We start from the raw sequence: 26,745 nt of genomic DNA on the forward strand, positions 1-26,745 counted from the left end.
GCGATGCATGGACGCTGGGGATCATGAGCGAGAAATCCGGGACGCCGCGCAAGGCGCAGCCGCGCGAAGCTGAGGGGCACGGCCTCACGCTCGATCTCGACCGCTATGTGCCGGCCTTCATCACCTTCATCGCCAACAAGCTGTCGAACAGCGCCACCGCGTTCTATCAGCGCAATTTCGGCGTCAACGTCACCGAATGGCGGATCATGTCGCTGCTGGCGATCGAGCCGGGCATCCCGGCCTCGCGCATCTGCAGCGTGATCGGCTTCGACAAGGGGCCGGTCAGCCGCACCCTGGCGCTGATGAAGAGCCGCGGCCTGATCGCGATCCGCGACGACCCGGAGGACGGCCGCAGCCATTCGATTTCGCTGACGGCCAAGGGCCGCGCGACGCACGACAAGGTCATCATCGCCGCGCTGGAGCGCGAGCGGCGTCTGCTCGCCTGTCTCGACAAGGATGAGCGGGAAGTCCTGATCACCCTGCTGCGCCGAATCCACGACAATCTCGACGCCGTCACGGGCGCGAGCTGAGCCACTCCGGCAGGAGCCGCCGAACGGCTGACCCGTCCGCTGCGGCAATCTGTTGGCGCGCGCGCAAGCGGCCGCGCCTGCGGCGAGCAGGCTGCGCATGACGTTCCCGTCCCTTCTTCGAGACGCGGATCATCCCGCGCCTCCATTGCTGATCGGGTCGATCGTTCCACAGATTAGTTGCTTTAGCAACGATATATTTTCGACCGCATGAGATCCCGCAGCGCGAAAGCGCCGTCGCACTCGATCCTTCAAATTCTAACTATCGGCGAAGGCGCGCGGCAATTTCGCCCTGATATGCCGTGTCGGCTGCGCTCCCGATTGCGGCGCGGCCTGCGGGGAGAGGCGGATGTTGGGGTTCATTTTCGGTTTCAATGCGCGTCTCGGCCGTCTGCAATATTTTCTCGCCTCGCTCGGTCTTGCGCTGGTTTCGGTGGTCCTGATCGTGGTTGTGGCCGTCGGTCTTGCCGCCCTCGCCCCGCAGACGTCGGAGCTGACGGTGAGCCTGCCGATCGTGGTGCTGATCGGTCTGTGCCTGGTGGCGAACCTGATGCTGCAGGCGATGCGCTTTCGCGACATCGGCTGGGACCCGGTCTGTGTGATCCCGGCCTGGATCGCCGTCATGGTGCTGGACTACGTGATCGCCGGCCGATTTCCCGAATACGCGGCGACATCATCGCACCATGGCACGTGGGTGGGCGCCCTGGTCAATCTCGGCCTCAGCGTTGCGCTGCTGTTCTTCCCCAGCGGGGCTGACGACGCGCCGTCGTCGGGAGCCACGGTGAGCCGCCCGACGTATGCATCGTTCCGGACAGCCCGTGGCGCCGGCTCGGCGACCGAGGCACGACTTGCGCGCATCACGGGCGGGGATGCCGAGCGGCGCGGGTACTAGGCGGCTGCGGCGCCCGACCTGCTCACCAATTAGGCAAATTGCCTTCGGCAACCCCGTCCGAACGCCCGACGGCCTGTCGGACGGCACAGCAACCCACTGACTCTCAAGATTTTTCCTTGTCAGGCTCCCATCCTCGCCGTGTACACAATGGCACATGGCTTGCTACGTTCGCAGCCGGATTGGCGAAGCGGGGCGCAAGGAAATGGCAGGCCAGAGTTTGGGCTCGGACGAGACGCGGAGCGCCGCGTGACCGAGACCATTGCCGAGATCGTCGCCGCCCATCGCGCCGGCCTGACAACGCCAAGCAACACGATCGCGCGCTGCTACGCCCGGATCCGCGCGCACAACGACCCGGCCATCTTCATCAGCCTGCGCGGCGAGAAGGACGCGCTCGCGGAGGCCGAAACCCTCGCCGACGGGGACAGATCGCTGCCGCTCTACGGCGTGCCCGTCGCGGTGAAGGACAATATCGACGTGGCGGGCCTGCCGACCACCGCTGCCTGCCCGGCCTTCGCCTACACGCCATCTCGCGATTCCACCGCGGTGGCGCGGCTGCGTGCGGCCGGCGCGATCATCATCGGCAAGACCAATCTCGACCAGTTCGCCACCGGCCTCGTCGGCGTGCGCTCGCCCTATGGCATTCCGAAAAATCCGGTGCGCGCCGATCTCGTTCCGGGCGGATCGAGCTCGGGCTCGGCGGTCGCCGTCTCCGCGGGTCTCGTGCCGCTCGCACTCGGGACGGATACTGCGGGCTCCGGCCGCGTGCCGGCGATGCTCAACAACATCGTCGGCCTGAAGCCGAGCCTCGGCATGATCTCGACCTCCGGCCTGGTGCCGGCCTGCCGCACGCTCGACTGCATTTCGGTGTTCTCGCTGACGGTCGACGACGCCGTCGCGGCGCTCTCGGTGCTGGCGGCGCCGGATCCGCTCGATCCGTTCTCGCGCGACCGGCCGCTTGGGGCCGTGACGGCATTTCCCGAGGGCGTGAAGCTCGGCATTCCCCGCCCCGGGCAGTTGATCTTCTTCGGCGACAAGGCGGCGGACGCCGCCTATAGCGCTGCCGCCGCGCGCTTCGTCAAGCTCGGCGCCGAGCTCGTCGCGTTCGACCTCGAGCCGTTCTACGAGACCGCGCGGCTGCTCTATGAAGGCCCCTGGGTCGCCGAGCGCTATCTCGTGATCCGCGACCTGCTCGCCTCCGATCCCGATGCGATCCACCCCGTGACGCGCGAGATCACCATCGGCGGCGCGCGCGGCAGCGCGGCCGACACCTTTGCCGCGCTTTATCGTCTGCAGGCGCTGCGCAAGGTGGCCGAGCGTACCTTCGCCGATATCGACGCGCTGGTGCTGCCGACGGCGCCGACCGCCTACACCACCGCGGATGTGCTCGCCAATCCGATCGAGCTCAACAGCCGGCTCGGCACCTACACCAACTTCGTCAACCTGCTCGATCTCTGCGGGCTTGCGGTGCCGGCTGCGATGCGCAGCGACGGCGTCCCGTTCGGCATCACCCTACTGGCGCCAGCCGGCCGCGATGCGACGCTCGCCAGTCTCGGGCGCGCCTTCCATGCCGACACGGCGCTGCCGGTCGGCGCCAAGCCGGTCCCGCTGCCGCCGCTCGCTCCCGTGTCTCCGGCACTGCATGGCGACGAGATCGCCGTCGTCGTCGTCGGCGCGCATCTCTCAGGGATGGCATTGAACCACGAGCTGACGAGCCTCGGCGGACGTCTGCTCGAGGCGACGACCACCGCGCCTGACTACAAGCTCTACGCGCTGTCGACCACGCCGCCCAAGCCCGGCATGCTGCGGATCGACGACGGCCAGGGTACGGCAATGGCCGTCGAGCTCTGGGCGCTGTCGGCCGCGAGCTTCGGCAAATTCGTCAACCTCATCCCGCCGCCATTGTCGATCGGCACCATCCGGCTCGCCAACGGCCGCAGCGCCAAGGGCTTCCTCGTCGAGCCCGCCGCCCTCGAGGGCGCGCGCGACATCTCGGAGTTCGGCGGCTGGCGCGCGTATATGGCGCAGAAGAGCTGATCGCGTCGCGACTTCGTCATTTGCGAACGCAGCGAAGCAATCCCAGAGCTGCGGTCAGGCCTCTGGATTGCTGCGCGGGCAATGACGGCAACCCGGCAGACGGCGAGCTTAGCTATACCGACACCGCGTAGATCTCGTATTCGCCGCGCACCAGCTCGATGTGCGCCTTCATGGCACTCGCCGCGCCGGCCTTGTCGCCGCGCAGGATGGCCACGACGACGCGGTCGTGCTCGGCATGCGACTTGGCGAGGCGGCCGAGATTGCGGAACTGGGCGCGGCGGAACGGCTGCACGCGCACCCGCGTCGCCAAGGTGATCTCGGCGATGTAGGCATTGTGCGCGCCGGCATAGATCGCGTTGTGGAAGCGCTCGTTCACCTCGTGGAAGCGCTCGGGGTTGCCGGCGTGGCTGAGATTGCGCAGCTCCTCGTGGATGGCTTCCAGCCGCTGCCGCTCGACCGGCGTCATGCGCTGCGCCGCGAGACCGGCGCACAGGCCCTCGAGCTCGGCCATCGCCTCGAACATGCCGGTGAGGCGGTCTGCAGACGGTCGCGCCACCACGGCGCCGCGATGTGCACGCGCCTCGATCAGCCCGGAAGTCGCCAATTGACGCAGCGCTTCGCGCACCGGCGTGCGCGAGACGTTGAAGCGCTTGGCGATCTCGGTCTCGTCCAGCGGCGCGCCCGGCGCCAGCGCGCCGCGCACGATCTCATCGGCCAGCTGCAGGCGCAGCTCCTCGGCGCGCGTGATTTTCGCGACGGCAGGCGGCGCGCGGTCGATGCGCTTGATCTCCAAGTCGCGGGCGGACCGCTGGCGCGTTCGCGGCGGTAGATCGTCCAGGCTCATCCTTAGCCGCCCTTTGCTTCATCGATGATGCTGACATGGGCAGCAACGATTCTCCAGCCTTCAGGAAACCGGACCCAGGTCTGCATCTGGCGTCCGACCTTGCCGGGCGCGGTGTCGCGATAGAACAGCGTCGAGGCGACCGCGGCGTCACGGCCGTAAGTGGTGATCACGGTGCGCGCGGTCCGCCGCATCAGTCCAGCCGGCGAGCGCGCGGCGCGAAATGCAGCGATCTCGCCGTAGCCATAGAGGTTCTCGCCGATGCCGTAGCGCAGCGTACGGGAGTCCTGCTTGAACAGCTCGTCGAGCACGGCAACGTCGTTGCCGACCAGCGCCTGTTCGTAGCGCTGGAACTGCGCGGTGACTTCCGCGACGACGTCAGGCAGATCGACTTCCATTCTCCAGAACTCCTCGCGGGGCCGACGCAGCGGCGACGCCAAGCTGTTGCAAGGCGTGGGCCACACGCAATGCGACATGTTCGCACCAGGGCGCCGCGATGATCTGCACGCCGATGGGCATCGGCGCGAGCGGAATCGGGACGGCGACGACGGGAAGCCCGATGAACGAGATCGGCTGGGTATGAATGCCGATATTGGCGCGCACTGGCAGCTCGACGCCGTCGAGCATGAAGGTCGCCTGCCCGAGCTTGGGTGCAACGCAGGGCGTTGCGGGCGCGATCAGCACGTCGACGGACTTGAACAGCTCCAGCACCCGGGCGCGGTACCAGCGGCGAAACTTCTGCGCGCGGTCGACCATCGGTGCCGGAATCATCGCACCCGCAATCAGCCGGTCGCGCACCGCCGGATCGAAATCCTGCGGCCGCTTGCGCAAGCGGTCGAGATGCAGCGAGGCGCCTTCGGTCGTGCTGATGACATAGGCCGCGGCGCGAGCACGCGCGGCTTCGGGCACCTCGACGACGTCGGTCGCCTTGAGCTCGGTCGCCACGCGGCTGACCGCCTCGGCGGCCTCCGGAAACAGGTTCTTCTGAAAGTGGCCGCCGGCAATGGCGATGCGCAGGCCATCGAGCCCTTGCGACAGCGAAGCTGAGACCGGCTCCGGCGCACGCGTGGTGCACGCGGCATCGTCGGCATCGGGCCCCTGCATCACGTCGTAGGCAAGCGCGAGATCCTCGACCGAGCGTGCGAACGGACCGAGATGATCCAGGCTCATGACGAACGGAAACGAGCGCGCCCGCGACAGCCGGCCATAGGTCGGCTTGAGGCCGAAGATGCCGCAGAACGACGACGGCACACGGATCGAGCCGTTGGTGTCGGAGCCCAGCGCGATCGGCACCAGGCCGCCGCCGACGGCGCTGCCCGAGCCGCCCGACGAGCCGCCGCTCATCCGCGTCGGATCATGCGGATTGCGCGACGGGCCGTCGTGCACGTTTTCGCCGGTGAAGTCGTAGGCGTATTCGCCCATGTTGAGCGCACCGACGAGGACGGCGCCGGCCGCCTCCATGCGCTCGATCAGCGTCGCGTCGCGCGTCGCGGGCGCTCGATCACGGTTGATCTTGGAGCCGGCGCGGGTCGGCAGCCCCGCGACGTCGAACAGGTTCTTCACCGCGAACGGCACGCCGGCGAGCGGGCCGATGGGCTTGCCCGCCGCGATGTCGGCATCCACCGCACGCGCCTTCGCACGCGCCCGCTCGGCGGTCACATCCGTGAACGAGTTGAGCACGCCATCGCGGGCCACAATCCGCGCCAGCGCGGCGTCGGTAGCCTCGACGGCCGAGAGCTTGCCGGTGGCGACCGCGGCGGCGACGGCGCTCGCGGTCATCTCGGGAGAACTAAGCGGTGAAGACACTGGCAGGCTCGGCTTCATCAGGCAGGGAGAATTCGTCGACCAGCTTCGCCATCTTCAGCGAGACCTCGAGATTGGCGCGGATAGCCGGGCGCCAAGCGTCCTCGATCGGCAGAGCCAATGCACGCCCGACGGCGTCGATGTAATCGTCCAATGGCTCCGCCATCAGCTTTTCTCCTCAAGCTTTCACGCTCAATGCGCCGGCAATGGCGGGTGCGGAATCGCCGTCAGCAACTCCCGCGTATAGTCATCCTGCGGATGACCTAGCACACGTTCGGAGGTGCCTTCCTCGACGATTCGACCCGACCGCATCACGATCACACGATCGCACAACAGCCGCACGACATTCAAATCATGGGAGACGAACAGATAGCTCATACCTAACTGCCGCTTGAGGTCCTGCAGGAGATTGAGCACGACCGCCTGCACGGAGACGTCGAGCGCCGCCGTGGGCTCGTCGAGGATGACCAGCTTCGGGTGCAGTGCGATGGCGCGCGCGATGCCGACGCGCGCCTTCTGGCCGCCCGACAATTGGTGCGGAAAGCGATCGAGCAGATTGAGCGACAGGCCGACCATGGTGGCGAGCTCCTCGCAGCGGGCACGAAGCGCGTCGCGGCCCTTGATGTCGCCGAGCTGCAGGATCGGATCGGCGATGGCACGCGCCGCGGTGAAGCGCGGATTGAGGCTGTCGGTCGGATCCTGGAACACCATCTGGATGCGGCTGCGCAGCGGCAGCCGGGCAAAGGCCTGCGGCAGGATGTTGCCGATCTCCTCGCCATCGAAGCTGATGCGCCCCGAAGTCTGGTCGAGCAGCCGCATCACCATCATCGACGTCGTCGACTTGCCGCAGCCGGATTCGCCGACCAGGCCAACGCTCTCGCCATGACCGACCGTGAAGCTGATGCCGTCGACGGCGCGGAACATCTCCGGCTCGACCGCCGGCCTCCGTCCGAACAGTTTCGACAATGTCGCCGAGGCGCCCTGGCGCGGATATTCCTTGACCAGCTTGTCGACGAGGAGAAGCGGCTTGGCGCTGCTCGCACTCCGCTCGCCCTCCGCACTCCGCTCGTCACCCCCGGGCTTGACCCGGGGGTCCATCACCTGGAGCGACTCTTGCGAAGATGGATGGATGGCCGGGTCAAGCCCGGCCATGACGGAGGCTGTGTGTGGTGGGGCTGCCACATCCTCCTCCGGCAGCAGATCGCGCAAGGACACGCCGAGGCGCGGCGTCGCGCGCATCAGCTTGCGTGTATAGGGATGCTGCGGGTTGGCGAAGATGTCGGCGGCCCTGGCGGTCTCGACCACCCGGCCCTTCTCCATCACCACGACGCGATCGCAATAGGCAGCGGCGAGACCCAGATCATGCGTGATCAGGATGGTCGACATGCCCCGGCTCTTCGTCAGCTCGACGACGAGGTCCATCACCGCCTTCTGCGTGGTGACGTCGAGACCGGTGGTCGGCTCGTCGGCGATCAGGAGCTGCGGGTTGCAGGCCAGCGCCAGCGCGATGACGACGCGCTGGCACATGCCGCCGGACAATTCGAACGGATAGGCGTGGTAGCGCTCGCGCGGACGCGCGATCTTGACCTGCTCGAGCGCGGCGATCGCCTTCTCGGCGCGATCGGTCGCGGCCGCCTGGACGTGCTGCTTCAGCACATCCTCGATCTGCTGGCCCACTTTCCGGATCGGATTGAGCGCCGCGCGCGGGTTCTGGAAGATCATCGAGATCTCGCGGCCGCGCAGATCGCGCATCGCGCTTTCCTCGGCCGCCCTGACGTCCACGCCGGAGAACATCACCGATCCCTCGGCGATGCGGCCGGCGCGGTCGAGGATGCGCATCACCGCATAGGACGTCACCGACTTGCCCGAGCCGGATTCGCCGACGATCGCGAGCGTCTCGCCCTTGGCGACGGAGATGTCGACATGCTGCACCGCCTTGACGATACCGCGGCGGGTGGAGAATTCGACCGTGAGATCGCGAACGTCGAGCAGCGGCTGGGCGGTCATCCGTGGCTCCGCTTGTTACGACCGTCATGCGCGGGCTTGACCCGCCTGCGGGGCCGAAGCCCCTTCGGCGCGGCGAAGGCCCGCGCATCCATCACACTGACGAAGGTGTTCTTGAAGGGATGGATTGCCGGGTCAAGCCCGGCAATGACGGAGTCGTTTTGTGGTGCGCTCATCGCCTTACGTCCTGCGCTGCGGGTCGACGATGTCGCGCAGGCCATCGCCGAGCAGGTTGAAGCAGAACACCGCGATCATCAGCGCGAGACCCGGGAACAGCGCGATCCACCATTCGCCCGACACCATGAACGAGGCGCCCTCGGCAACCATGATGCCCCATTCCGCCGTCGGCGGCCGCACGCCGAGGCCGATGAACGACAGGCCTGCGGCATTGAGGATGGCGTAGCCCATGGTCAGCGACATCTGCACGATCATGATCGGCATGATGTTCGGCAGGATGTGGCCGAGCAGGATGCGCAGCTCGCTGTTGCCCGACAGCCGTGCCGCCTGCACGAAGCCGGCGTTGCGGCGGACATTGGCCTCGGCGCGTGCCACGCGCGCATAGAGCGGGAAATTCACGATCGCGGTGGCGATGATGATGTTCTGCACGGTGTTGCCGAGCGCGGCGACGATGCCCATCGCCAGCACGAACAGCGGGAACGCCATGATCGTGTCGGCAATGCGGCCGACGATGCGGTCGATCCAGCCGCCGAAGAAGCCGGCGGCGACGCCGGCGAGACCGCCCAGGAAGAACACGAGCGCGACCGAGGCGATCGCGATGAAGGTGTCGAGCCGGGTCGCGACCACAACGCGGCTGAAGATGTCGCGGCCGAGCTGATCGGTGCCGAACCAATGCGCCGCCGACGGCGGCTTCAGCGCGGACGCGGTGTCGCTGGCCAGCGGATCATAGGGCACGATCCACGGGCCGAAGATGGCTGCAAACAGGATCACGACCAGGAGGCCGAAGGCGAAGCCCGTCACCTTGTTCTCGGCCAGGACATAGCGCGTGTGGCCGATCAGGGCTGTCAGTCCCGACGTCCGCGAGGGAACGGCGGCAGGCTCGATGGTCGGCGCGACAGTGCTCATCCTTCCAGCCTCACGCGGGGATCGATGACGCCATAGAGAATGTCGATGACGAGGTTCAGGACGACGTACATCACGGCCATCGTCAGCACGAAGCCCTGCACCGGCGCGAAGTCGGAGGCGATCAGCGCCTCGACCGCATAGGAGCCGATGCCGGGCCAGGCGAACACCTTCTCCACCAGCACGTTGGCGCCGAGCAGGAAGGAGAACACCATCGATAGCGTGGTGATGACCGGGAGCATGGCGTTGCGGAACGCATAGGTCACGGTGACCGTCGCGGGCGACAGGCCCGAGGCGCGCGCCGTGCGGACGAATTCCGACGACAGCACCGACAGCATCGAGGCCCGCGTCATGCGCGCGATCGGAGCCAGCGAGAAGATCGCCAGCGTCGCGGCGGGCAGGATCAACTGGCTCAGCGCCGAGCGGAACGCCTCGCCGTCACGCGCGATCAGCGTATCGATGAGGTAGAAGCCGGTCACGGGGTCCGGCGCGCTATAAAACACGTCGAGCCGGCCGAGCGGCGCCGGTGACCAGCCGAGCCGGAAGTAGAACACATACACCAGCACCAGCCCGGTGAAGAACACCGGCAGCGAGACGCCCGCGGTCGTGACGATACGGCAGGTATGGTCGATCCACGACCCCGGCCGCGTCGCCGCGAGCACGCCGAATGGCAGCGCGATCGCGACGGATACCAACAGACCGAGCAAGGTCAGCTCGGCCGAGGCCGGCAGTCGGTTGCGAATCTCGCTGGCGACCGGCTGGCCCGTGGTCAGCGAACTGCCGAGATCGCCATGGGCGAGATCGACGGTGTAGCGGAAGAACTGCTCGACCAGCGGCTTGTCGAAGCCGAGCTTCTTGCGGATCTGCTCCACCGCCTCCTTGGTGGCGGCGGGGCCGGCAAAATACGCCGCGGGATCGCCGGGCAAGGCGCGCGTGAGCAGGAAGGTGACGATCACGACGCCGATCAGCGACGGGATCGCGAAAGCGAGGCGCTTGGCGATGAGGCTCAGCATGAGCAGCCCCCTGCCCGAGTTGGCCCAGATCTGTCCGCGCTGCGCACTCGGCTCCCTCCCCCTTTGTGGGGGAGGGCTGGGGAGGGGGGTGGACCCAGACGGCAGTGGGTGTGGCTACCCCCCTCCCTGCCCCTCCCCCACAAGGGGGGAGGGAATGAGAGAGCTCGGCCCATATTACATCCCCCCATCACCGTCTCACCCCTTCACCAGAGCCCGATAGTCGAGCCTACGGTGGAACCAGTACTGATAGCCGGAGATGTTCTTCTGCATCGCGACGTTGACGAACGGCTGATACAGCGGAATGCGTGGCACCTCGGCGAAGGCGAGATCGACGAAGCCCTTCACGTCGGCATCATACGTCGCCTTGTCCCCGGTCGCGGCGGCCTCGCGCGCGCCGTTGATGAGCTTGTCCATCTCGGGCGACTTGTAGCTCATCGTGTTGAATACGGAATTGTTGCCGTGATAGCACCAGTAGAAGAAGTATTCGGGGTAATCGAGCCAACCCGAGAAGATGTTGGTGAAGAGCGGCATCTCCTTCTTGTTCAGCTCGGTGCGCCAGTTGGCGCCGGGCACCTTGTTGATCGTGGTCTTGATGCCGAGCTGGGCGAGGCTCTCCTGCACCAACACGCACAAGGGCTCGTTGACCTGTGCGAAATTGAGGTCGAAGGAGATCGTGGTTTCGAAGCCGTTGGGGTAGCCGGCTTCCGCCAGCAGCGCTTTTGCCTTCTCCATGTCGGTGAAGTACTTGGTCGGCTGCGGCCACGCCACCTCGGTCGCCTTATCCGCCGGCGCGCCGAACATCGGATTGGCAAGGCCGAACATCACGGCATCGATGATCTTCTGATAGGGCATTGCATAGGCGAGCGCCTGCCGGACCTTGGGATTGTCGAACGGCGGCTTGGTGACGTTCATGCCGATATACTGGATGCCGTTCGAGATCGGCAGCGAGATCACGGTATGCTTGCCGTTCGACTTCATCTCCTGGAAGTCCTTGTTCGGCAGCTCATAGGAGATGTCGGCATCCCCGCGCTCGAGCAGCGCGCGCCGGTTGCCGGCCTGCGGCACCATGCGCCAGATCACACGCTTGATCTTCGGCAGCGGACCGCACGCCCAGTCGTCGTTGCGCTCCATGATCACTTCGGTACCGGCGGTCCACTTCGTCACCTTGTAGGCGCCGGAACCAGCGGTCTGCTGCTTGGTATATTCGAGCCCCCATGGGTCTTTGTCGGTCGCGTTCTTCTTCACGAGCTCCGAGTTGACCACGCAGGGGACGATGACGGCGAGATCGGGGATCGTCAGCCGGTCCTTCTTCAGAAAGTCGACGCGCACGGTGTGGTCATCGACGATGACGAACTGCTCGGTCTTGGTCAGCGAGCCGGCGCTCATCTGGAAGGTCGGGAAGCCCCCGACGCTGACGGCGCGATCGAGCGACCACTTCACGTCCTTGGCCGTGACCGGCGTGCCGTCGTGGAATTTGGCGTTCTTGCGCAGCTTGAAGGTGGCGGACATGTCGCCGATGGTCATGTCCTCGGCGAGTTCGGGCTTGAACTTGTCGCGGTCGTAGTACGGCACCCCGCCCGGGCCGCTCTTCATCTCGTGGCTGATCAGGCGGTCATAGCAGTTCCAGGACACCTCGTAGCCCGGCACGTTGGTGCCGACGCCGTGGATGTCGAGGTTGTTGGGACCGCCTTCGGACACGATCAGCAGCGTCTCGGACCGCGCGTCGGCCTTGGCGGAAGACATGATGGCCGGCGCCATTGGCAGCGCGGCCCCCGCAGCCAGACCGGACACGGATTTCAGAAAATCGCGACGCTTCATCAAATGCTCCCGAGGATAACGACTGTCGGGAACAGTGGTCGCAAGCTTTGTGCCAAGCCCGGCTGAAAACTAAGCTATTGAAATATCGAGGGGTCTTCACCGAGCGGCACAGCTCAGCGCCCCCAATTGCATACAAAGCTGCATATTTGCTGAGTTTATAATCACCTCAGCTAGCCTGCGACAGATTTACGCAACACCTGTTGGACCGCCGCCCCGGTTGGGATCACTCCGGCCAGATCAGCGCCTGCAGCTCGTCGAAGTCGCGGACCTTGGCCGGCCAATCCGGAATGCAGATGTGGCGGAGCGGATCGCTGTACTGGTGCAGCAACAGCAGGACCAGCAGCCGTCGCTTCAGCTGCCGGTCGATGTCCTCCAGCGCAAATCCGTAGCCGTCGAACAAGGCACGCACGCGCCCGGGATGACCCGCTGCCATGAAGGCGCTCGGCCCGAGCAGATCATACTCGCCAAAACCGGTCATGACGTCGCCGAAGTCGAACAGCCCGCTCAGCTGCCAGCCATCACCGCTGCGCGTGACGAGTAAGTTCTCCGGAATGTATTCACCGGTCAGGATGACCGGCGGCGGATCCTGCGGCAGCAGTGCTGCGGCCTCGCGCAGGAGATCGTCCAGCCCGGCGAGAAGCGTCGGCGGCAAGCCGAGCCGCTGATGGCGTGCATGACATCCGGCCATCTGCATCCGCAAAAAATCCGACCAGCGCGGACCGAGCGCCAGCAGCTCGCCAGGCGGGACCCGCTGCACGGCGGCGATCAGACGACCGACCTGCCTGAGCAAGAGCTGCTTGTCCCGCTCCGGGAGTTGCCGCCACACATCCGAAGCAGGCATGCCGCCGAGCCTGGTCATGATCAGATAGCACCAGCCGTCGCGCTCCCCTTCGTGTCGCAGGTCGGGGGTACGGACGTCGCCGACGCCACCGGCGAGCACGCGCAAGGCCGCCCGCTCGGACTGAAACTTGCCGCGATGAAACGGCGGGAAGACCTTCAGGATCAGTCCGTCGTTCAGCGCGAGGACCAGATTGGTGCCCGCCGCGAACGGAACCAGCCGCGCGTCGTCGTAGCCATGGCCGCGCGCAATATCGCGTGCAGCCGGCAGCCAGCGCGTCACGTCGGCACGGAGGCGCCGGAGCTGCGCGCCATCGGCGACCGGTGGCAACGTCATTTTCAGCGATCCGGGCTCGCGCGCTCGAACTGGCGCAGCAGACGATTGCCGCGGTCGACGGCGGCATCGAGCGCCGCCTGCGCCGGTTTGCGGCCGCTGAAGGCCTGCTCCATCTCGTCCTCGATGGCATCACGGATCAGCACGAACGAGCCGAGCCGCAGTCCGCGCGAATTCTCCGTGGGTGGGTTGAGCGTCACCTGCTCGATCGAGATCGCGGCTCCTGGATTGCGGTCGTAGAAGCCCTGCGCGCGCGTCAGATCGAAGGCCGCCTGGGTGATCGGCAAATAGCCCGTATTCTGGTGCCAAGCGGCCTGAACATCGGGCCGCGACAGATAGGCGAAGAACTTGGCCACGCCCTTGTACTCGGCCGCGGGACGGTCGCGGAGCACCCACAACGTCGCGCCGCCGATGATCGAATTCTGCGGCGCGGCCGCAACGTCAGGCCAGTACGGCATCATGCCGTAGCCGACCTCGAACTTCGAATTCGCCTTGATGTCGGCGCGCGTTGCCGAGGAGCCGATGAAGATGCCGCACTCGCCCTTCTGGAAACGCGGCTCGGCAGCCTGACCGCGGCCGCCATAGTCGAAGACCTTGCTCTTCTGCCATTCCGCGAGCTGGGCGATGTGCCGCGTGACCTGCGGATTGTTGAACGTCAGCACGGCGTCCAGTCCGGCAAAGCCGTTGGCCCGCGTGGCGATCGGCAGATTGTGGAAGGCCGAGAAATTCTCCACGTTGATCCAGGCCGGCCACGACGTCGTGAAGCCGCAGGCGACACCGTTGTCGCGCAGCCGCCGGGCAGCCTTGCCGAGCTCGGACCAGGTCTTCGGCGCCATGCCCGGATCGAGCCCGGCCGCGCGAAACTGATCCTTGTTGTAGTAGAGGATGGGCGTGGAGGCGTTGAACGGAAACGACAGCATGTTGCCGTCGGCGTCGGCATAGGTGCCGGCGATCGCGGGCAGATAGGCCGACGGCGAAAAGCTCTCCTGCTCGTCGCGCATCAATTCGTAAACGGGATAGATCGCGCCCTTGGCCGCCGTCATCGTCGCGGTCGCGATCTCATTGACCTGCACGATCGCCGGCTGGCTGCGCGAGCGGAACGCGAAGATGGCCGCCGTCACGGTCTCCGTATAGCTGCCCTTGTAGCTCGGCACGATGCGGTAGTCGGACTGCGACGCGTTGAAGTCGGCCGCCAGCCTGTCGACCTGCCTGCCGAGCTCGCCCGACATCGCATGCCACCACACGATCTCGGTCGCGGCCTTGGCCGTGCTTGCGCCAACAACCGTCCAGAGCAGGATTGCAAACGAAACAGAACGCAGAAGGACCGTCACCAGGAGGCAACTCCAATTCGATGAATGAATAGGCTCGGGCTGAGATCGCAATCGGACCGAAAAATCAGGTCCAGCAACCCAAGGCTGCAACAAACTATCAGCAAACCATTGACGTGTATCGCTTTGACGTCAGAATGGCCTTATAGCACCTGTTCGGGAGTGCATTGAACCTTTTCATGTCCGGGCCGACCTCATCATCAGGGGGAAAAGTGTTGCCTGTGTACCGCGCCCATCTTTCGTCGATCTCGAGAGTGGACGTCACGCCGGTGCTGATGCGCGCTGAGGCGGGCGCGCGGTACCGCTCGTCCCTTTCACGCCCATCATGCTCGGCGGCGCGACTGGCTGCGCCGCAGCATACAGGCCCGGCTGCGCGCGGCAGAGCGGACGCAGGCAGGCTCCGCACGCCCGGCCCGAGGTAGCGATCGTGGCGCGATCCGAGCAGCGGAAATCCGTCGCGCGGCCGCTCGGTCTGGCGGTCCTGGGGCGGGCACGGATCGTTCGCGCGCTGCGGGCGGTTCCGATCCGCTGGCGCATCCTCTCGATCGCCGCGCTCAACTCGGCTGTCGTGATCGTGCTGGCGGCGCTGATCTGGAACGGCGCGACGGTGCTGGGCACGGCCTGGGACGACGTTCGCCAGGTCCGGGAATCCGACAAGGTGCTGGCCCTGCTCGAAAGCGAGACGAGCCGGCTGCAGAACCTCATTCATCGCTACATCAATCAGCCGAGCCCGGAGCTGTTCGCCGAGATCCTGCTGCTGCGCGAGGCCGTGCTCGGGACGCTGACGACGCGCGCCTCGACCGACCCGATGCTGTCGGGGTCGGTCGAGGAGCTGGAGCGCGTCACCGTGCGTTTCCTGGACGGCTTCGGCGAGCTGCGAAGTCTGCAGGCGACGATCTCCAAGACCTATGAGGAAGAGGTTCTCGGCCCCGCCCGCGACATCGCCGGGCTCTATTCGGTGATCGAAGGCGCGACCGGCCATCGCGACGCGCAGATCTGGCCCTCGCTCGGCAAGTCGCGCGAGGCCTTCACCGCCATGCTGGTCGCGGCCAATTCCTACTACCTGTCGCTCGCGCCCGCCTCCGCCGAGGACGCGCGCCGCAACACGGAGACGATCGAGAAGACCATTCCGGTGATGTCGAGCCTTGCGGACAATGATCTGCAGCGGCTGGCGCTGCAGCGGCTGTCGGCCCGGACCGCGGCGCTGCGCGCGGGATTCTCCAAGCTCACCGATCAGCTCACCAACCGCACCGAACTGCTGCGCAACACCATCGATGCCAGCCAGGCCGAAACCATCGGCGCCATCGACGGCCTGTCGGTGAAGATGCGCCAGCACGAGCAGAAGGCGCAGGCGACGTTCGATCGGACATTGAAGGACATCTCCCGCCGCGTCCTTTCGATCGCGGTGATCTTCCTGGGAGTCATCCTGTCCGCGGGCGTGCTGATCGCCTTGTCGATCCGGCTGCCGCTGCAGCAGATCATGGCCTCGATGCGCGCAATCATGCTGGGCGACTACGACCGCGAGGTCCAGGGCACCGAGGCGCGCGACGAGGTCGGCGCGATGGCCCGCGCCGTCGAGACCTTCCGCGAGAACGCGATCGCCAAGCGCAAGACCGAGGACGAGTTGCGCACCGCGAAGGAAAAGGCCGAGAGCGCGCTGCTCGAGCTCAACGCCGCGCAGCGCAACCTGATCGACGCCGAGCGGCTGGCGGCCCTGGGCGGGCTGGTCGCCGGCGTCGCCCATGAGGTGAACAATCCGATCGGCATCAGCCTGACGGTGGCCTCCAGCTTCGCGCGCCGCGTCGAGATGTTCGAGGCGGCGCTGCGGTCGCCCGAAGGCGGCCTGCGCCGGTCGCAACTGGAGGAGTTCGTGCGTTCGTCGCGCGATGCGTCCGAGCAACTGGTCGCCAACCTGCAGCGCGCCGGCGAGTTGATCCAGTCGTTCAAGCAGGTCGCGGTCGACCGCTCCCATGCGGAGCGACGGACCTTCGTCCTGAGCGAGGCGACCGATCAGATCATCACCAGCCTCAAGCCGGTGCTCAAGCGCGCGCCGATCACGCTGGCGGTCGATGTCCCCGAGGGGCTTTTCATCGACGGCTATCCCGGGTTCTACGGTCAGATTCTCACCAACCTGTTCCTCAACGCCGTCAACCACGCCTTTGCCGACGGCCGCGCGGGCACCATCTCGATCACGGCGCGGCCGCGCGGCACGGATGACATCGAGATCATTTTCGCCGATAACGGGGCAGGCATGCCCCCCGACGTGCAGCGCCAGGCCTTCGATCCGTTCTTCACGACACGCCGCAACGAAGGGGGAACGGGGCTCGGGCTGCATATCGTCTACAATCTGGTGACGCAGCAGCTCGGTGGCCGCATGATGCTGGAATCCCGCGAGGGACAAGGCACCACCTTTCGGATTATCATGCCGCGGGTCGCCAAGGGCGGCGCCGAGACAGCAATGGGTGACGGAACGACGCAATGGCCGAACAGGACGATGTCCTCCAACTGATCGAGGATACCGGTTTCGACGAGGACGACGGTTCGGCCCGGAAATGGAAGATCGCCGTCATCGACGACGACCATGCCGTGCACGAGGGCACCCGCTTTGCGCTGTCGGATTACAGCCTGAACGGCCAGGGGCTCGAAATCCTGTCCGCCTATTCGGCGGCCGAAGGCCGCGCGCTGATGCGGGAGCACACCGACATCGCGGCCGTGCTGCTCGACGTCATCATGGAGACCGACGTCGCCGGGCTCGAGCTCGTCGAATACATCCGCAACGAGATCAAGAACGAGACCGTCCGCATCATCCTGCGGACCGGGCAGCCGGGCCAGGCGCCGGAGCGGCGCGTCATCGTCCAGTACGACATCAACGACTACAAGGCCAAGACCGAGCTCACCGCCGACAAGCTGTTCACCTCGCTGACGGCGGCGCTGCGCAGCTACCAGCAGCTCGAGCGCATGGTGCAGACCCGGCGCGGCCTCGAGATCATCATCGACGCCGCCTCGACGCTGTATGATTTCAAGTCGATGCAGCGGCTGGCCGAGGGCGTGCTGACCCAGATCGCGTCGCTGCTGAACGTGGATTGCGCGGGGATCCTGGTGCTGCGCGACGACGGCAGCCAGACCGACGATTTTTCGGTGCTGGCCGGCTCCGGCTGCTACAGCCGCTTCTCCGGCGCCGTCACCTCGCGCTCGCTCGATCCGGATCTGCGCGACATGGTCGAGGCCGCCTTCAGGCAGCGCAGCAACGAATTCGCAGACCACCGCACCGTGCTCTATGTCCGCACCGGCTCGGGGCGCGAAGTCGTGGTGCTGCTGCAGGCGGAGCGGCCGCTGTCCGAGACCGACCGTTCGCTGGTCGAGATCTTCTCCAGCCGGCTGTCGATCGCCTTCGACAACGTGATCCTGTATCAGCAGCTGCATGAGGCCAACACCCAGCTCGAGGACCGCGTCGCCCAGCGCACCCGCGCGCTGATGCAGGCCAACCGGCGGCTGTCGGCGCAATGGCTGCGGCTGCAGCGCGCCAACGGCTTCAAGAACGAGATTCTCGGCACCGTTGCCCATGACCTGAAGAATCCGCTGGGCGTCATCCTCGGCCGCACGGAAATGCTGACCGAGTTGATCGCGACCGGCGCCTCCGCAGAGGGGATCACCAGCCAGGTCGGACATATCCGCGATGCCGCCAAGCGGCTGACCTCGATGGTCGACCATCTGATCTCGGATGCGATGGCCGACGCCTTCGACATCACCATCCGCCGCGAGCCGGTCGACATCACGGCCCTGATCCACGAGGTGGTCGAGGCCAACCAGCCGCTCGCCCTCAACAAGCAGCAGGTCATCGAGGTCTCGGCGCCGACGCTGCTGTCGACCATGTGCGACATCGACCGGATCCGCGAGGCGATCGACAATCTCTTGAGCAACGCGATCAAGTACAGCCCGATCGGCGGCAGGATCACCGTGAACGCCGCCGATGACGGCGACAACACCATCATCGCCGTCACCGACCAGGGCGCCGGGCTGTCGCCGGAGGATCTCGGCCGCCTGTTCGGGCGGTTCCAGCGGCTGTCGGCCAAACCGACCGCGGGCGAGAGCTCGACCGGGCTCGGCCTGTCGATTGTCAAACGCATCGTCGACATGCATGGTGGCGAGGTGACGGCCAGGAGCGAAGGGCCGGGATCCGGATCGACCTTCACCATCACACTGCCGGCGGCCGAATTGTCATGAGTCAGAGCCAGCACATCATCATCGTCGACGACGAGGCCCCTGCCCGCGAAATGGTGGGTGATTACCTCAAGATGCACGGCTTCAGCGTGACGCTGTGCGACGGCGGCAAGAGCCTGCGCAGCGCCATCGAGACCGGCCCCGCAGATCTCGTCGTGCTCGACCTCAACATGCCCGAAGAAGACGGCCTGTCGATCATTCGCGATCTCAAGGGCCGCACCAACATCCCGGTGATCATGCTGACGGCCACCGCCAGCCCGATCGACCGCGTGGTCGGGCTTGAGCTTGGCGCCGACGATTACGTCGCCAAGCCGTGCGAATTGCGCGAATTGATGGCCCGGATCCGCTCCGTGCTGCGCCGCAGCGGACCGGCCAAGGCTGCGGCGGCCGTCACGGAGACCGCTCCGGCCCAGGCCAAGGACCCGCAATTGGTGCGGTTCGGCACCAAATGGCTGGATCTCGATGCCCAGGCGTTGCGCGATGACGAAGGCAACGAGCACCCGCTGACGGCGTCCGAGTTCGGCCTGCTCAAAGTGTTCGCCGCCAACCCGAAGCGGGTGCTGTCGCGCGAGCGGCTGCTGGAGCTCGCCAATGCCCGCGATGCGGAGGCGTTCGATCGCGCCGTGGATCTTAGAATCATGCGCATCCGTCGCAAAATCGAGCCCGATCCGACCAAACCGGCCGTGATCCGGACCATTCGCGGCGGCGGCTACCTGTTCTCCCCGGCCGGCGAGAAGGCCTGAGGACAGCCGGCCGGCGGCGGCGAAAGCAGCCTCTGTACCCGCATTCGGTTCCGCTTCTTGGAATTGGGCACAATTCCGCCACGACTGTTTCGCGATGTGCGGCGCGACGAAACATTTCCGCGGGCGCACGAAACCATTTTCCTGTTTTCGTGCAGACGTCCCGAAACGGGCACTCCTTAACAATCCATCCCGTCGAAACGCCGCAAGGGGGCGGCGGAACGGGAGAGTGCCATGCAGAACGTCGTTGCCATCAATTCCGCAGCCAGCCAGGGCATCATCGCCGCCCAGGCGACCACGGACGACATGCTCCTGGAGAGCATTGCCGATGGCGATCGCACCGCGATGCACACGCTTTATGCGCGTCACAATGTGCGGGTCTATCGCTTCATCCTGCGCATCGTCCGCGACACCACGATCGCCGAGGACCTCGTCAGCCAGGTGTTCCTGGACGTCTGGCGCACCGCCAAGCAGTTCGAGGGCCGCTCGCAGGTCTCGACCTGGCTGCTGTCGATCGCCCGCTTCAAGGCGCTGACCGCACTGCGCCAGCGCCGCTTCGAGGACATCGACCAGGACGAGGTGCGCGAGATCGCCGACGACTCCGACACCCCGGAGACCTCGCTCGAGCGCTCCACCACCAGCGCCATCCTGCGCGCCTGCGTCGCCAAGCTGTCGCCGGCGCATCGCGAGATCATCACCCTGATCTACTACCATGAGAAGTCGGTGGAGGAGGTCGGGCAGATCATCGGCATTCCGCAGAGCACGGTGAAGACGCGCATGTTCTATGCCCGCAAGCACCTGGCCGAGCTCCTGCGCTGTGCCGGCGTCCACAGCCTCGCCGCCTGACCAAGCTTCATTCTCGTCGGGGCTGCGGTCCCGGCGGGTTCCAAAGACGACGACGCATCAAAATCGCCGAACGAAACAATTGAAACAATCGGCGAAATCACCTGGAAAATTTCGGCCGCTAGAACGTTATCCATCAGCCGAGCCTCAGTCCCCCAGCTGATCTCGGTTTGGAGCGAGCAAATTCAAGGTTACCTCCACCTTCCAAGGTTGCTCCGAAGACCCGGCGGATGCCCCCGCCGGGTCTTCATCGTTTGGGACCGCTCACGCCGCCAATAGGGCGATTTGACCATTTGATATCGCGCGTTGCCGGTGCAATCTTCCGTCATGGGGCGGTGCTACAAGCCCCACGGCAATGACGGGCGGTGCTGATGTTCGGTTTGGATGCGGTTGAGCTGGCGCGCGTGCAGTTCGCCTTCACGGTCACCTTCCACATCATCTTCCCCGCCTTCTCGATCGGGCTCGCGTCCTACCTCGCCGTGCTCGAGGCGCTGTGGCTGTGGACCGGCCGCGACGTCTATCTCAACGTCTTCAATTACTGGCTCAAGATCTTCGCCATCGCGTTTGCCATGGGTGTCGTCTCCGGCATCGTGATGTCCTACCAGTTCGGCACCAACTGGTCGGTCTATTCCGACAAGGTCGGACCGGTGATCGGACCACTGATGGCCTATGAGGTGCTGACGGCGTTCTTCCTCGAGGCCGGCTTTCTCGGCGTCATGCTGTTCGGCCTGAAGCGCGTCGGCCCGAAGCTGCATTTCCTGGCCACCTTGATGGTCGCCGTGGGCACGCTGATCTCGGCATTCTGGATTCTCTCGGCCAATTCCTGGATGCAGACGCCGGCGGGCTATGCCGTCAACGCCGACGGCCAGTTCGTCTCGGTCGACTGGCTCGCAGTCATCTTCAATCCGTCCTTCCCCTACCGCCTCGTGCACATGGTGCTGGCGGCCTATCTCACCACCTCGCTCGTGGTCGGCGCGGTCGGCGCCTGGCATCTGCTGCGCAATCCGCATCTGCCGGGCCCGCGCGTGATGTTCTCGATGGCGATGTGGATGGCGGCGCTGGTGGCGCCGCTGCAGATCCTGGTCGGCGATCAGCACGGCCTCAACACGCTCGAACACCAGCCGGTGAAGATCATGGCCATGGAAGGCCATTTCGAGAGCCACAAGGACGGCGCGCCGCTATACCTGTTCGGCTGGCCGGACCAGGCCAAGGGCGAACTGAAATGGGCGCTCGGCATTCCTAAGTTTGGCTCGCTGATCCTCAAGCACCAGATCGACGCACCGATGGCCGGCCTCGACACCGTGCCGCGGCAGGACTGGCCGCCAGTGCCGATCGCCTTCTGGTCGTTCCGCATCATGGTCGGCCTGGGCCTGCTGATGCTGGCGCTCGGCCTGTTCAGCCTGTGGGAGCGCTGGCGCGGGCGGCTGTACATCAATCGCGGCCTGCACCGCTTCGCGATTGCGATGGGACCTGCGGGATTCATGGCCGTCATGGCCGGCTGGATCACCACCGAGACCGGCCGGCAGCCGTTCACCGTATACGGGCTGCTGCGCACCACCGATTCCGTTTCGCCGCTCGCGGCCCCGGCCGTGGGTGCCTCGCTGCTCGCCTTCATCATCGTGTATTTCATCATCTTCGCTGCCGGCGTGCTGTACATCCTGCGCCTGATGGCCGAGCCGCCGCATCCCGGCGAGCCGGGCCCGAGCAGCGAGCAGCCGGTCCGCACTGCCGGCATCACGCCGGCCGCCGGCGTCGTGCAGGGAGTGGTCGGATCATGAGCGTCGCCATCGATCTCGCCACCCTCTGGGCCTTCATCATCGCGCTCGCCGTGTTCATCTACGTCGTGATGGACGGCTTCGATCTCGGCCTCGGCATCCTCTTCCCGCTGTTTCCAGGCAAGCAGGACCGCGACGTCATCACCAACACCGTCGCGCCGGTGTGGGACGGCAACGAGACCTGGCTGGTGCTCGGCGGCGGTGGCCTGATGGCCGCGTTCCCGCTCGCTTATTCCATCCTGATGCCGGCGCTGTATGCGCCGCTGATCGCGATGCTGGTCGGCCTGATCTTCCGCGGCGTCGCCTTCGAATTCCGCTGGCGCACCCGCGCCACACGCAATCTGTGGGACATCGCCTTTGCCGGCGGGTCATGGGTCGCGGCGCTCGCGCAGGGCATCGCGCTCGGCGCCATCCTGCAGGGCGTGCATGTCGAGGGCCGGCACTATGCCGGCGGCTGGTGGGACTGGCTGACGCCGTTCAGCCTCCTCACCGGCGTCTCGCTCGTGGTCGGCTACGCGCTGCTCGGCGCAACCTGGCTGATCCTGAAGACAGAGGGCGACCTGCGCGACAAGGCCTATCGCATCAGCTGGGTCCTGCTGTTCGCGATGCTGCTCGCCATTGCCGCCGTCAGTCTGTGGACGCCGCTGCTCACGATCCAATATTCGGACCGCTGGTTCAGGTGGCCGGCGATCATTCTCACCGCGCCGGTGCCGCTCGCCGTCGTCGGCGTCACCGTGCTGATGATGAAGAACCTCGCCCAGAGGCACGATAGCTGGCCGTTCTTTCTCGCACTCGCGCTGTTCTTCCTCTCCTACGCGGGCCTCGGCATCAGCATGTATCCCTACGTCGTGCCGCAGAGCATCACGATCTGGCAGGCGGCAGCACCCGAACGCAGCCAACTGATCATGCTGCCCGGCGTGCTGGTGCTGGTGCCGCTGATCCTCGGCTACACCGGCTGGGCCTATTGGGTGTTTCGCGGCAAGGTCGGGCACGACAGCGGCTATCATTGATGCCCGCTCCCGAGCCCGCGTCCCTCGCGAAGCGCCTCGCCTGGTTCGTTGCGCTCTGGCTCGCCGGCGTGGCGACCGTCGGCGCGGTGGCCTTCCTGCTGCGGCTCTGGATGAAGCTCGGATGACAACGGGTGCGCCCTGCGCTCACCTTGACTTTGCTGCGAATATGCTCCTGAAATTTGACGGGTGGATTTGATCGGGCAAGCTTCGCAGGGGTCCGTTGAGGAGAGCTTTGAATGCCGAGTTTCCGTCGCCTGCTTTGTGCGGCCAGCGCCATCATCGCGCTGGCGCTGTCCACATCGCATAGTTTTGCCCAGTCCGAGGACCCCGGCGATCAGCCCGGTCTCGTCGCCGATGACGGCTACGAGCTCGATCCCGAATGGCGCAAGCAGGTGGTCTATTTCCGCACCACCGAGCCGCCGGGCACCATCATCGTGTCCACCGCCGAACGCCACCTCTATCTGGTGCAGCCGGGCGGACGTGCCATCCGCTACGGCATCGGCGTCGGCCGTGACGGCTTCCAGTGGCAGGGGCTGCTGTCGATCACCAAGAAGGCCGAGTGGCCGGATTGGACGCCGCCGCCGGAGATGATCCAGCGCCAGCCCTATCTGCCGCGCTTCATGGCCGGCGGCCCCGGCAATCCCTTGGGCGCGCGCGCGATGTATCTGGGCACCACCGTGTACCGCATCCACGGCACCAACCAGCCCTGGACGATCGGCAGCAAGATTTCCTCCGGCTGCTTCCGGCTGGTGAATGCCGATGTCGCCGACCTGTTCGACCGCGTCCCGGTCGGCACCAAGGTGGTCGTGCGGCAGAAGCCGGAACTGTGACGCCGGCGCCCGCCGCCGGACATTCAGCCATCGCTTTGTCCTGAGATTTTTCGAAAGAGATTGACCATGCGCACTTTCCGAGGCGGCCTGCTGATCGGGCTCGCCGTCGCCGTCCTCGTCGCGGCGCTCGCCGTCACCTATGAGATGTACGACACCCGCACCTTGAAGCGGACCATCCGCCGCGGCGAGGTGTTGTGCGGCGTCAATGCCGGCCTGCCCGGCTTCTCGATTCCCGATGACAAGGGCAATTGGAGCGGCTTCGACGTCGACTTCTGCCGCGCCGTGGCGGCCGCGATCTTCGATGATCCGAAGAAGGCGAAGTTCGTGCCGCTCGACGCCAATGAGCGCTTCAAGGAGCTGCAGAGCCGCAAGGTCGATATCCTGTCGCGCAACACCACCTGGTCGATGGCGCGCGAGCAGAACTACGACCTGTATTTCCCGGCGGTCGCCTATTACGACGGCCAGGGCTTCATGGTGCCGCGGTCGCGCAAGCTGGAGACGGCGCTCGACCTCAACGGCAGCAGGGTCTGCGTGCAGGATTCCACCACCAACGCGCTTAACCTCGGCGACTATTTCCGCACCAACAACATGAAGTACGAGGAGGTGAAGTTTCCCAAGCTCGACGACGTCATCAAGGCGTATGACAGTGCCAAGTGCGACACCTTCACCGCCGACGTCTCGCAGCTCTACGCGCTGCGCCTGACGCTGTCGAAGCCCGGCGATCACGACATCCTGCCCGACCTGATCTCCAAGGAGCCGCTCGCGCCCGTGGTGCGCCAGCGCGACGACGACTGGATGATGATCGTGAAGTGGACGCTGTACGCGATGATCAATGCCGAGGAACTCGGCGTCACCTCCAAGAACATCGACGAGGCGCTGAAGTCGAAGAAGCCGGACGTGATGCGGCTGGTCGGCAACGAGGGCAGCTACGGCGAGGATCTCGGGCTGACGAAGGACTGGGCGGCGCGAATCATCCGCCACGTCGGCAATTACGGCGAGGTCTATGAGCGCAACGTCGGCAGCGAGTCGAAGCTGAAGATCCCGCGCGGCATGAACCAGCTGTGGAACGCCGGCGGCGTCCAGTACGCGCCGCCGATCAGGTAGGACGCCGGTCGGAATTGTCGGCTTCGCTTCGACGGGTCTCACACCTCTCGCGACACGAACGGTGCACCCTCTCTCCTTGTGGGAGAGGGTGGTTTCGATGCGCAGCATCGAAACCGGGTGAGGGGTTGCCACGAACTCAGACCTGCATTTGCCGCACCAGGCCCTTACCCAAGCAAGCTTGGAGTTGGCTTCTGTGTAGCCCTCTCCCACAAGGGGAGAGGCGCATTCATATGCACCGCGAGGGCTGATTTTCCGGTGCTTAGAGCAGAACAAACATCATCATCCCCGCGACGTCTTCCGCGCCCGAGCTTTGCCAAATTCTCCACCCTCCGAAAATCGAGGGCGCAGGGAAGGCCAGGTGCCGACTGGCACCTGCGGTCCGCCTGCTTAAAAAAATGCAGGCGGCAGAACCACAGGCTCAGCCGGGACAACCCGGCCTTCCCTGCGCGATGGTGTTAACGCTTATGGCGCGCTCTCCTCGGTGTCCGGCTTGTTAGCCACCGTCGCCGCCCGGGATCATCCCCCGTCGACTTGACGCCAGCATCGGGGCGCCAGGACCACGCGCTTTCACGTCCGCATCGCTATCGTTCGTCGGCGCGATCACTCGCGCTGCGATCCGATGCGTCCATCGCGTCACTGGCCCACGTTTCGTAACGATCGCGAAGCGTCCCTCTTGCGGGCCGTGACGGCGGGGAATGTGCGGCTGATTTGCCCGACGAGACAACGCCCGTCGGGTTGCGACAAAATGGCCCGACGGGCACTGCGGATGCTCCCGCAAAGCAATTAGTCCCGGGATTCATGGCTCTCGCGCGATCTGCCCGGGAGGCTCGGGGAGCCGCTCACGAGTTCGTGAACTCATTCTCAAATCCAGCCAATCGCAGCGATCGTAACGAGCCTGACCAATCCGGTCGGGTGATGCGCCCCTGCACAACAGGGAGAACAAGGGGGACCGAAATCCCTTTGCGCATCAGCCAACTCATCAGTTCAGTTCACAGGGAAAAACTCGAATGACGCTGGGATTCCGTTCGTTCGTGGCCGGCGCGTTGATGCTGGGCGCGCTCTCCATGTCAGCAGTCGCGGCACGTGCCGCCGATATCGTCGACACCGCCGTCGGCGCCGGTCAGTTCAAGACGCTCGTCGCCGCCGCCAAGGCCGCAGGTGTCGTGCCGGTGCTGAAGAGCAAGGGTCCCTTCACCGTATTCGCACCGACCGACGCGGCGTTCGCCGCGCTGCCGCCGGGCACCGTCGAGGATCTGCTCAAGCCGAAGAACAAGGGCAAGCTCGCCGCGATCCTGAAGTATCACGTGATCCCCGGCGCGGTGAAGGCCGGCGAGGTCGCCGGCAAGAAGCTGAGCGTGAAGACGGCGCAAGGCCAGCCGGTGGCCGTCGACGGCACCTTCTTCGGCGTGCAGGTCAACGACGCGCATGTGGTGCAGGCCGACGTCATGGCCTCGAACGGCGTCATCCACGTCATCGACAAGGTGCTGCTGCCACCGGCCAAGACCGCGATGCATCATTGATCGAACGAGAGCGCGCCATCGGTGATGGCGCGCTCTTTTTTTGCGAACTCTGCTGTTGTCGTCGATAGTTACTGGGTACGCCGCGAAGGCGGGGTACCCAGTACCCTGCGGGCTTGTCGGTCAATCACAACTCGCTCGGCGTACTGGATCGTCCGCCTTCGCGGACGATGACAGCTGAGCGTGTGGAGTCG

24 protein-coding genes are annotated in these 26,745 nt (G+C 65.7%); 13 read left to right on the forward strand and 11 right to left on the reverse strand.

All coding sequences use genetic code 11. The features are described from left to right. Positions 1-23 precede the first annotated feature (23 nt). The 3 genes from QW861_RS21485 (at position 24) to atzF (ending at position 3,453) form a co-directional block, all read left to right on the forward strand. Positions 24-530, forward strand: a complete 507-nt coding sequence (locus QW861_RS21485) for a MarR family winged helix-turn-helix transcriptional regulator (RefSeq protein WP_315751195.1) — start codon at positions 24-26, stop codon at positions 528-530. A gap of 349 nt (positions 531-879) precedes the next feature. Beyond that, on the forward strand, positions 880-1,419 hold the full coding sequence (locus tag QW861_RS21490; RefSeq protein ID WP_409998645.1) for a DUF805 domain-containing protein: 540 nt from the start codon (positions 880-882) through the stop codon (positions 1,417-1,419). Positions 1,420-1,665: 246 nt separating this feature from the next. Then, positions 1,666-3,453 (forward strand): allophanate hydrolase, encoded by a 1,788-nt coding sequence (gene atzF, locus QW861_RS21495; RefSeq protein ID WP_315751193.1) that lies wholly within the window; start codon positions 1,666-1,668, stop codon positions 3,451-3,453. Positions 3,454-3,565: 112 nt separating this feature from the next. On the opposite strand, the gene QW861_RS21500 is transcribed toward atzF, so the two are convergent. From QW861_RS21500 to ugpB, 11 genes are all read right to left on the reverse strand, one after another. Continuing rightward, positions 3,566-4,297: a GntR family transcriptional regulator gene (locus QW861_RS21500; RefSeq protein WP_315751192.1), complete on the reverse strand. Its 732-nt coding sequence runs from the start codon at positions 4,295-4,297 to the stop codon at positions 3,566-3,568. A 2-nt stretch (positions 4,298-4,299) separates the two neighbouring features. Further along, positions 4,300-4,692: an oxalurate catabolism protein HpxZ gene (hpxZ, locus tag QW861_RS21505; RefSeq protein WP_315717110.1), complete on the reverse strand. Its 393-nt coding sequence runs from the start codon at positions 4,690-4,692 to the stop codon at positions 4,300-4,302. After that, positions 4,673-6,073, reverse strand: a complete 1,401-nt coding sequence (locus QW861_RS21510) for an AtzE family amidohydrolase (RefSeq protein WP_315751190.1) — start codon at positions 6,071-6,073, stop codon at positions 4,673-4,675. Before QW861_RS21510 ends, hpxZ begins: the two co-directional genes overlap by 20 nt. A 10-nt stretch (positions 6,074-6,083) precedes the next feature. Then, positions 6,084-6,263 (reverse strand): DUF4089 domain-containing protein, encoded by a 180-nt coding sequence (locus QW861_RS21515; protein WP_315717108.1) that lies wholly within the window; start codon positions 6,261-6,263, stop codon positions 6,084-6,086. 26 nt (positions 6,264-6,289) lie between these two features. After that, entirely contained in the window at positions 6,290-8,104 is a 1,815-nt protein-coding gene (locus tag QW861_RS21520; protein WP_315751189.1) for an ABC transporter ATP-binding protein, read from the reverse strand. Beyond that, positions 8,101-8,277: a hypothetical protein gene (locus tag QW861_RS21525; RefSeq protein ID WP_315751188.1), complete on the reverse strand. Its 177-nt coding sequence runs from the start codon at positions 8,275-8,277 to the stop codon at positions 8,101-8,103. The genes QW861_RS21520 and QW861_RS21525 overlap by 4 nt, the downstream gene beginning before the upstream one ends. A 4-nt stretch (positions 8,278-8,281) precedes the next feature. Next, positions 8,282-9,184 carry an ABC transporter permease gene (locus QW861_RS21530; protein ID WP_315751187.1) on the reverse strand — a complete coding sequence of 301 codons (903 nt, stop codon included), beginning with the start codon at positions 9,182-9,184 and terminating at the stop codon, positions 8,282-8,284. Beyond that, positions 9,181-10,194 (reverse strand): ABC transporter permease, encoded by a 1,014-nt coding sequence (locus QW861_RS21535; RefSeq protein ID WP_315751185.1) that lies wholly within the window; start codon positions 10,192-10,194, stop codon positions 9,181-9,183. The genes QW861_RS21530 and QW861_RS21535 overlap by 4 nt, the downstream gene beginning before the upstream one ends. A 195-nt stretch (positions 10,195-10,389) precedes the next feature. Beyond that, a complete protein-coding gene (locus QW861_RS21540) occupies positions 10,390-12,012 on the reverse strand; it encodes an ABC transporter substrate-binding protein (RefSeq protein WP_315751183.1) in 1,623 nt (540 codons plus the stop codon). 223 nt (positions 12,013-12,235) lie between these two features. Further along, positions 12,236-13,186 carry an aminoglycoside 3'-phosphotransferase/choline kinase family protein gene (locus tag QW861_RS21545; RefSeq protein ID WP_315751182.1) on the reverse strand — a complete coding sequence of 317 codons (951 nt, stop codon included), beginning with the start codon at positions 13,184-13,186 and terminating at the stop codon, positions 12,236-12,238. 2 nt (positions 13,187-13,188) lie between these two features. Next, positions 13,189-14,514, reverse strand: coding sequence for a sn-glycerol-3-phosphate ABC transporter substrate-binding protein UgpB (ugpB, locus tag QW861_RS21550; protein WP_315751181.1), 1,326 nt, complete (start codon positions 14,512-14,514; stop codon positions 13,189-13,191). A gap of 520 nt (positions 14,515-15,034) precedes the next feature. On the opposite strand from ugpB, the gene QW861_RS21555 reads away from it, so the two are divergent. From QW861_RS21555 to QW861_RS21600, 10 genes are all read left to right on the forward strand, one after another. Beyond that, a complete protein-coding gene (locus QW861_RS21555) occupies positions 15,035-17,020 on the forward strand; it encodes an ATP-binding protein (RefSeq protein WP_409998644.1) in 1,986 nt (661 codons plus the stop codon). Next, positions 16,990-18,735: a DUF3369 domain-containing protein gene (locus QW861_RS21560; protein WP_315751180.1), complete on the forward strand. Its 1,746-nt coding sequence runs from the start codon at positions 16,990-16,992 to the stop codon at positions 18,733-18,735. Before QW861_RS21555 ends, QW861_RS21560 begins: the two co-directional genes overlap by 31 nt. Continuing rightward, positions 18,732-19,475, forward strand: a complete 744-nt coding sequence (locus tag QW861_RS21565; protein WP_315717100.1) for a response regulator — start codon at positions 18,732-18,734, stop codon at positions 19,473-19,475. The genes QW861_RS21560 and QW861_RS21565 overlap by 4 nt, the downstream gene beginning before the upstream one ends. Before the next feature lie 231 nt (positions 19,476-19,706). Next, positions 19,707-20,318, forward strand: a complete 612-nt coding sequence (locus tag QW861_RS21570) for a sigma-70 family RNA polymerase sigma factor (protein ID WP_315751179.1) — start codon at positions 19,707-19,709, stop codon at positions 20,316-20,318. 368 nt (positions 20,319-20,686) lie between these two features. Then, a complete protein-coding gene (locus tag QW861_RS21575; protein ID WP_316193462.1) occupies positions 20,687-22,093 on the forward strand; it encodes a cytochrome ubiquinol oxidase subunit I in 1,407 nt (468 codons plus the stop codon). After that, positions 22,090-23,100, forward strand: coding sequence for a cytochrome d ubiquinol oxidase subunit II (gene cydB, locus QW861_RS21580; RefSeq protein ID WP_315751177.1), 1,011 nt, complete (start codon positions 22,090-22,092; stop codon positions 23,098-23,100). Before QW861_RS21575 ends, cydB begins: the two co-directional genes overlap by 4 nt. Next, complete coding sequence (locus QW861_RS21585) at positions 23,100-23,225, forward strand: DUF2474 family protein (RefSeq protein ID WP_315827939.1); 126 nt, start codon at positions 23,100-23,102, stop codon at positions 23,223-23,225. The genes cydB and QW861_RS21585 overlap by 1 nt, the downstream gene beginning before the upstream one ends. 111 nt (positions 23,226-23,336) lie before the next feature. After that, positions 23,337-23,930 (forward strand): L,D-transpeptidase, encoded by a 594-nt coding sequence (locus QW861_RS21590; protein WP_315717095.1) that lies wholly within the window; start codon positions 23,337-23,339, stop codon positions 23,928-23,930. Between the two features lie 66 nt (positions 23,931-23,996). Further along, positions 23,997-25,034: an amino acid ABC transporter substrate-binding protein gene (locus QW861_RS21595; RefSeq protein ID WP_316193463.1), complete on the forward strand. Its 1,038-nt coding sequence runs from the start codon at positions 23,997-23,999 to the stop codon at positions 25,032-25,034. Positions 25,035-26,098: 1,064 nt separating this feature from the next. After that, a complete protein-coding gene (locus QW861_RS21600; RefSeq protein ID WP_315828017.1) occupies positions 26,099-26,554 on the forward strand; it encodes a fasciclin domain-containing protein in 456 nt (151 codons plus the stop codon). Positions 26,555-26,745: the final 191 nt, after the last annotated feature.

This window comes from Bradyrhizobium sp. SZCCHNRI1029 (genome assembly GCF_032487555.1).
Taxonomy (GTDB): Bacteria; Pseudomonadota; Alphaproteobacteria; order Rhizobiales; family Xanthobacteraceae; genus Bradyrhizobium.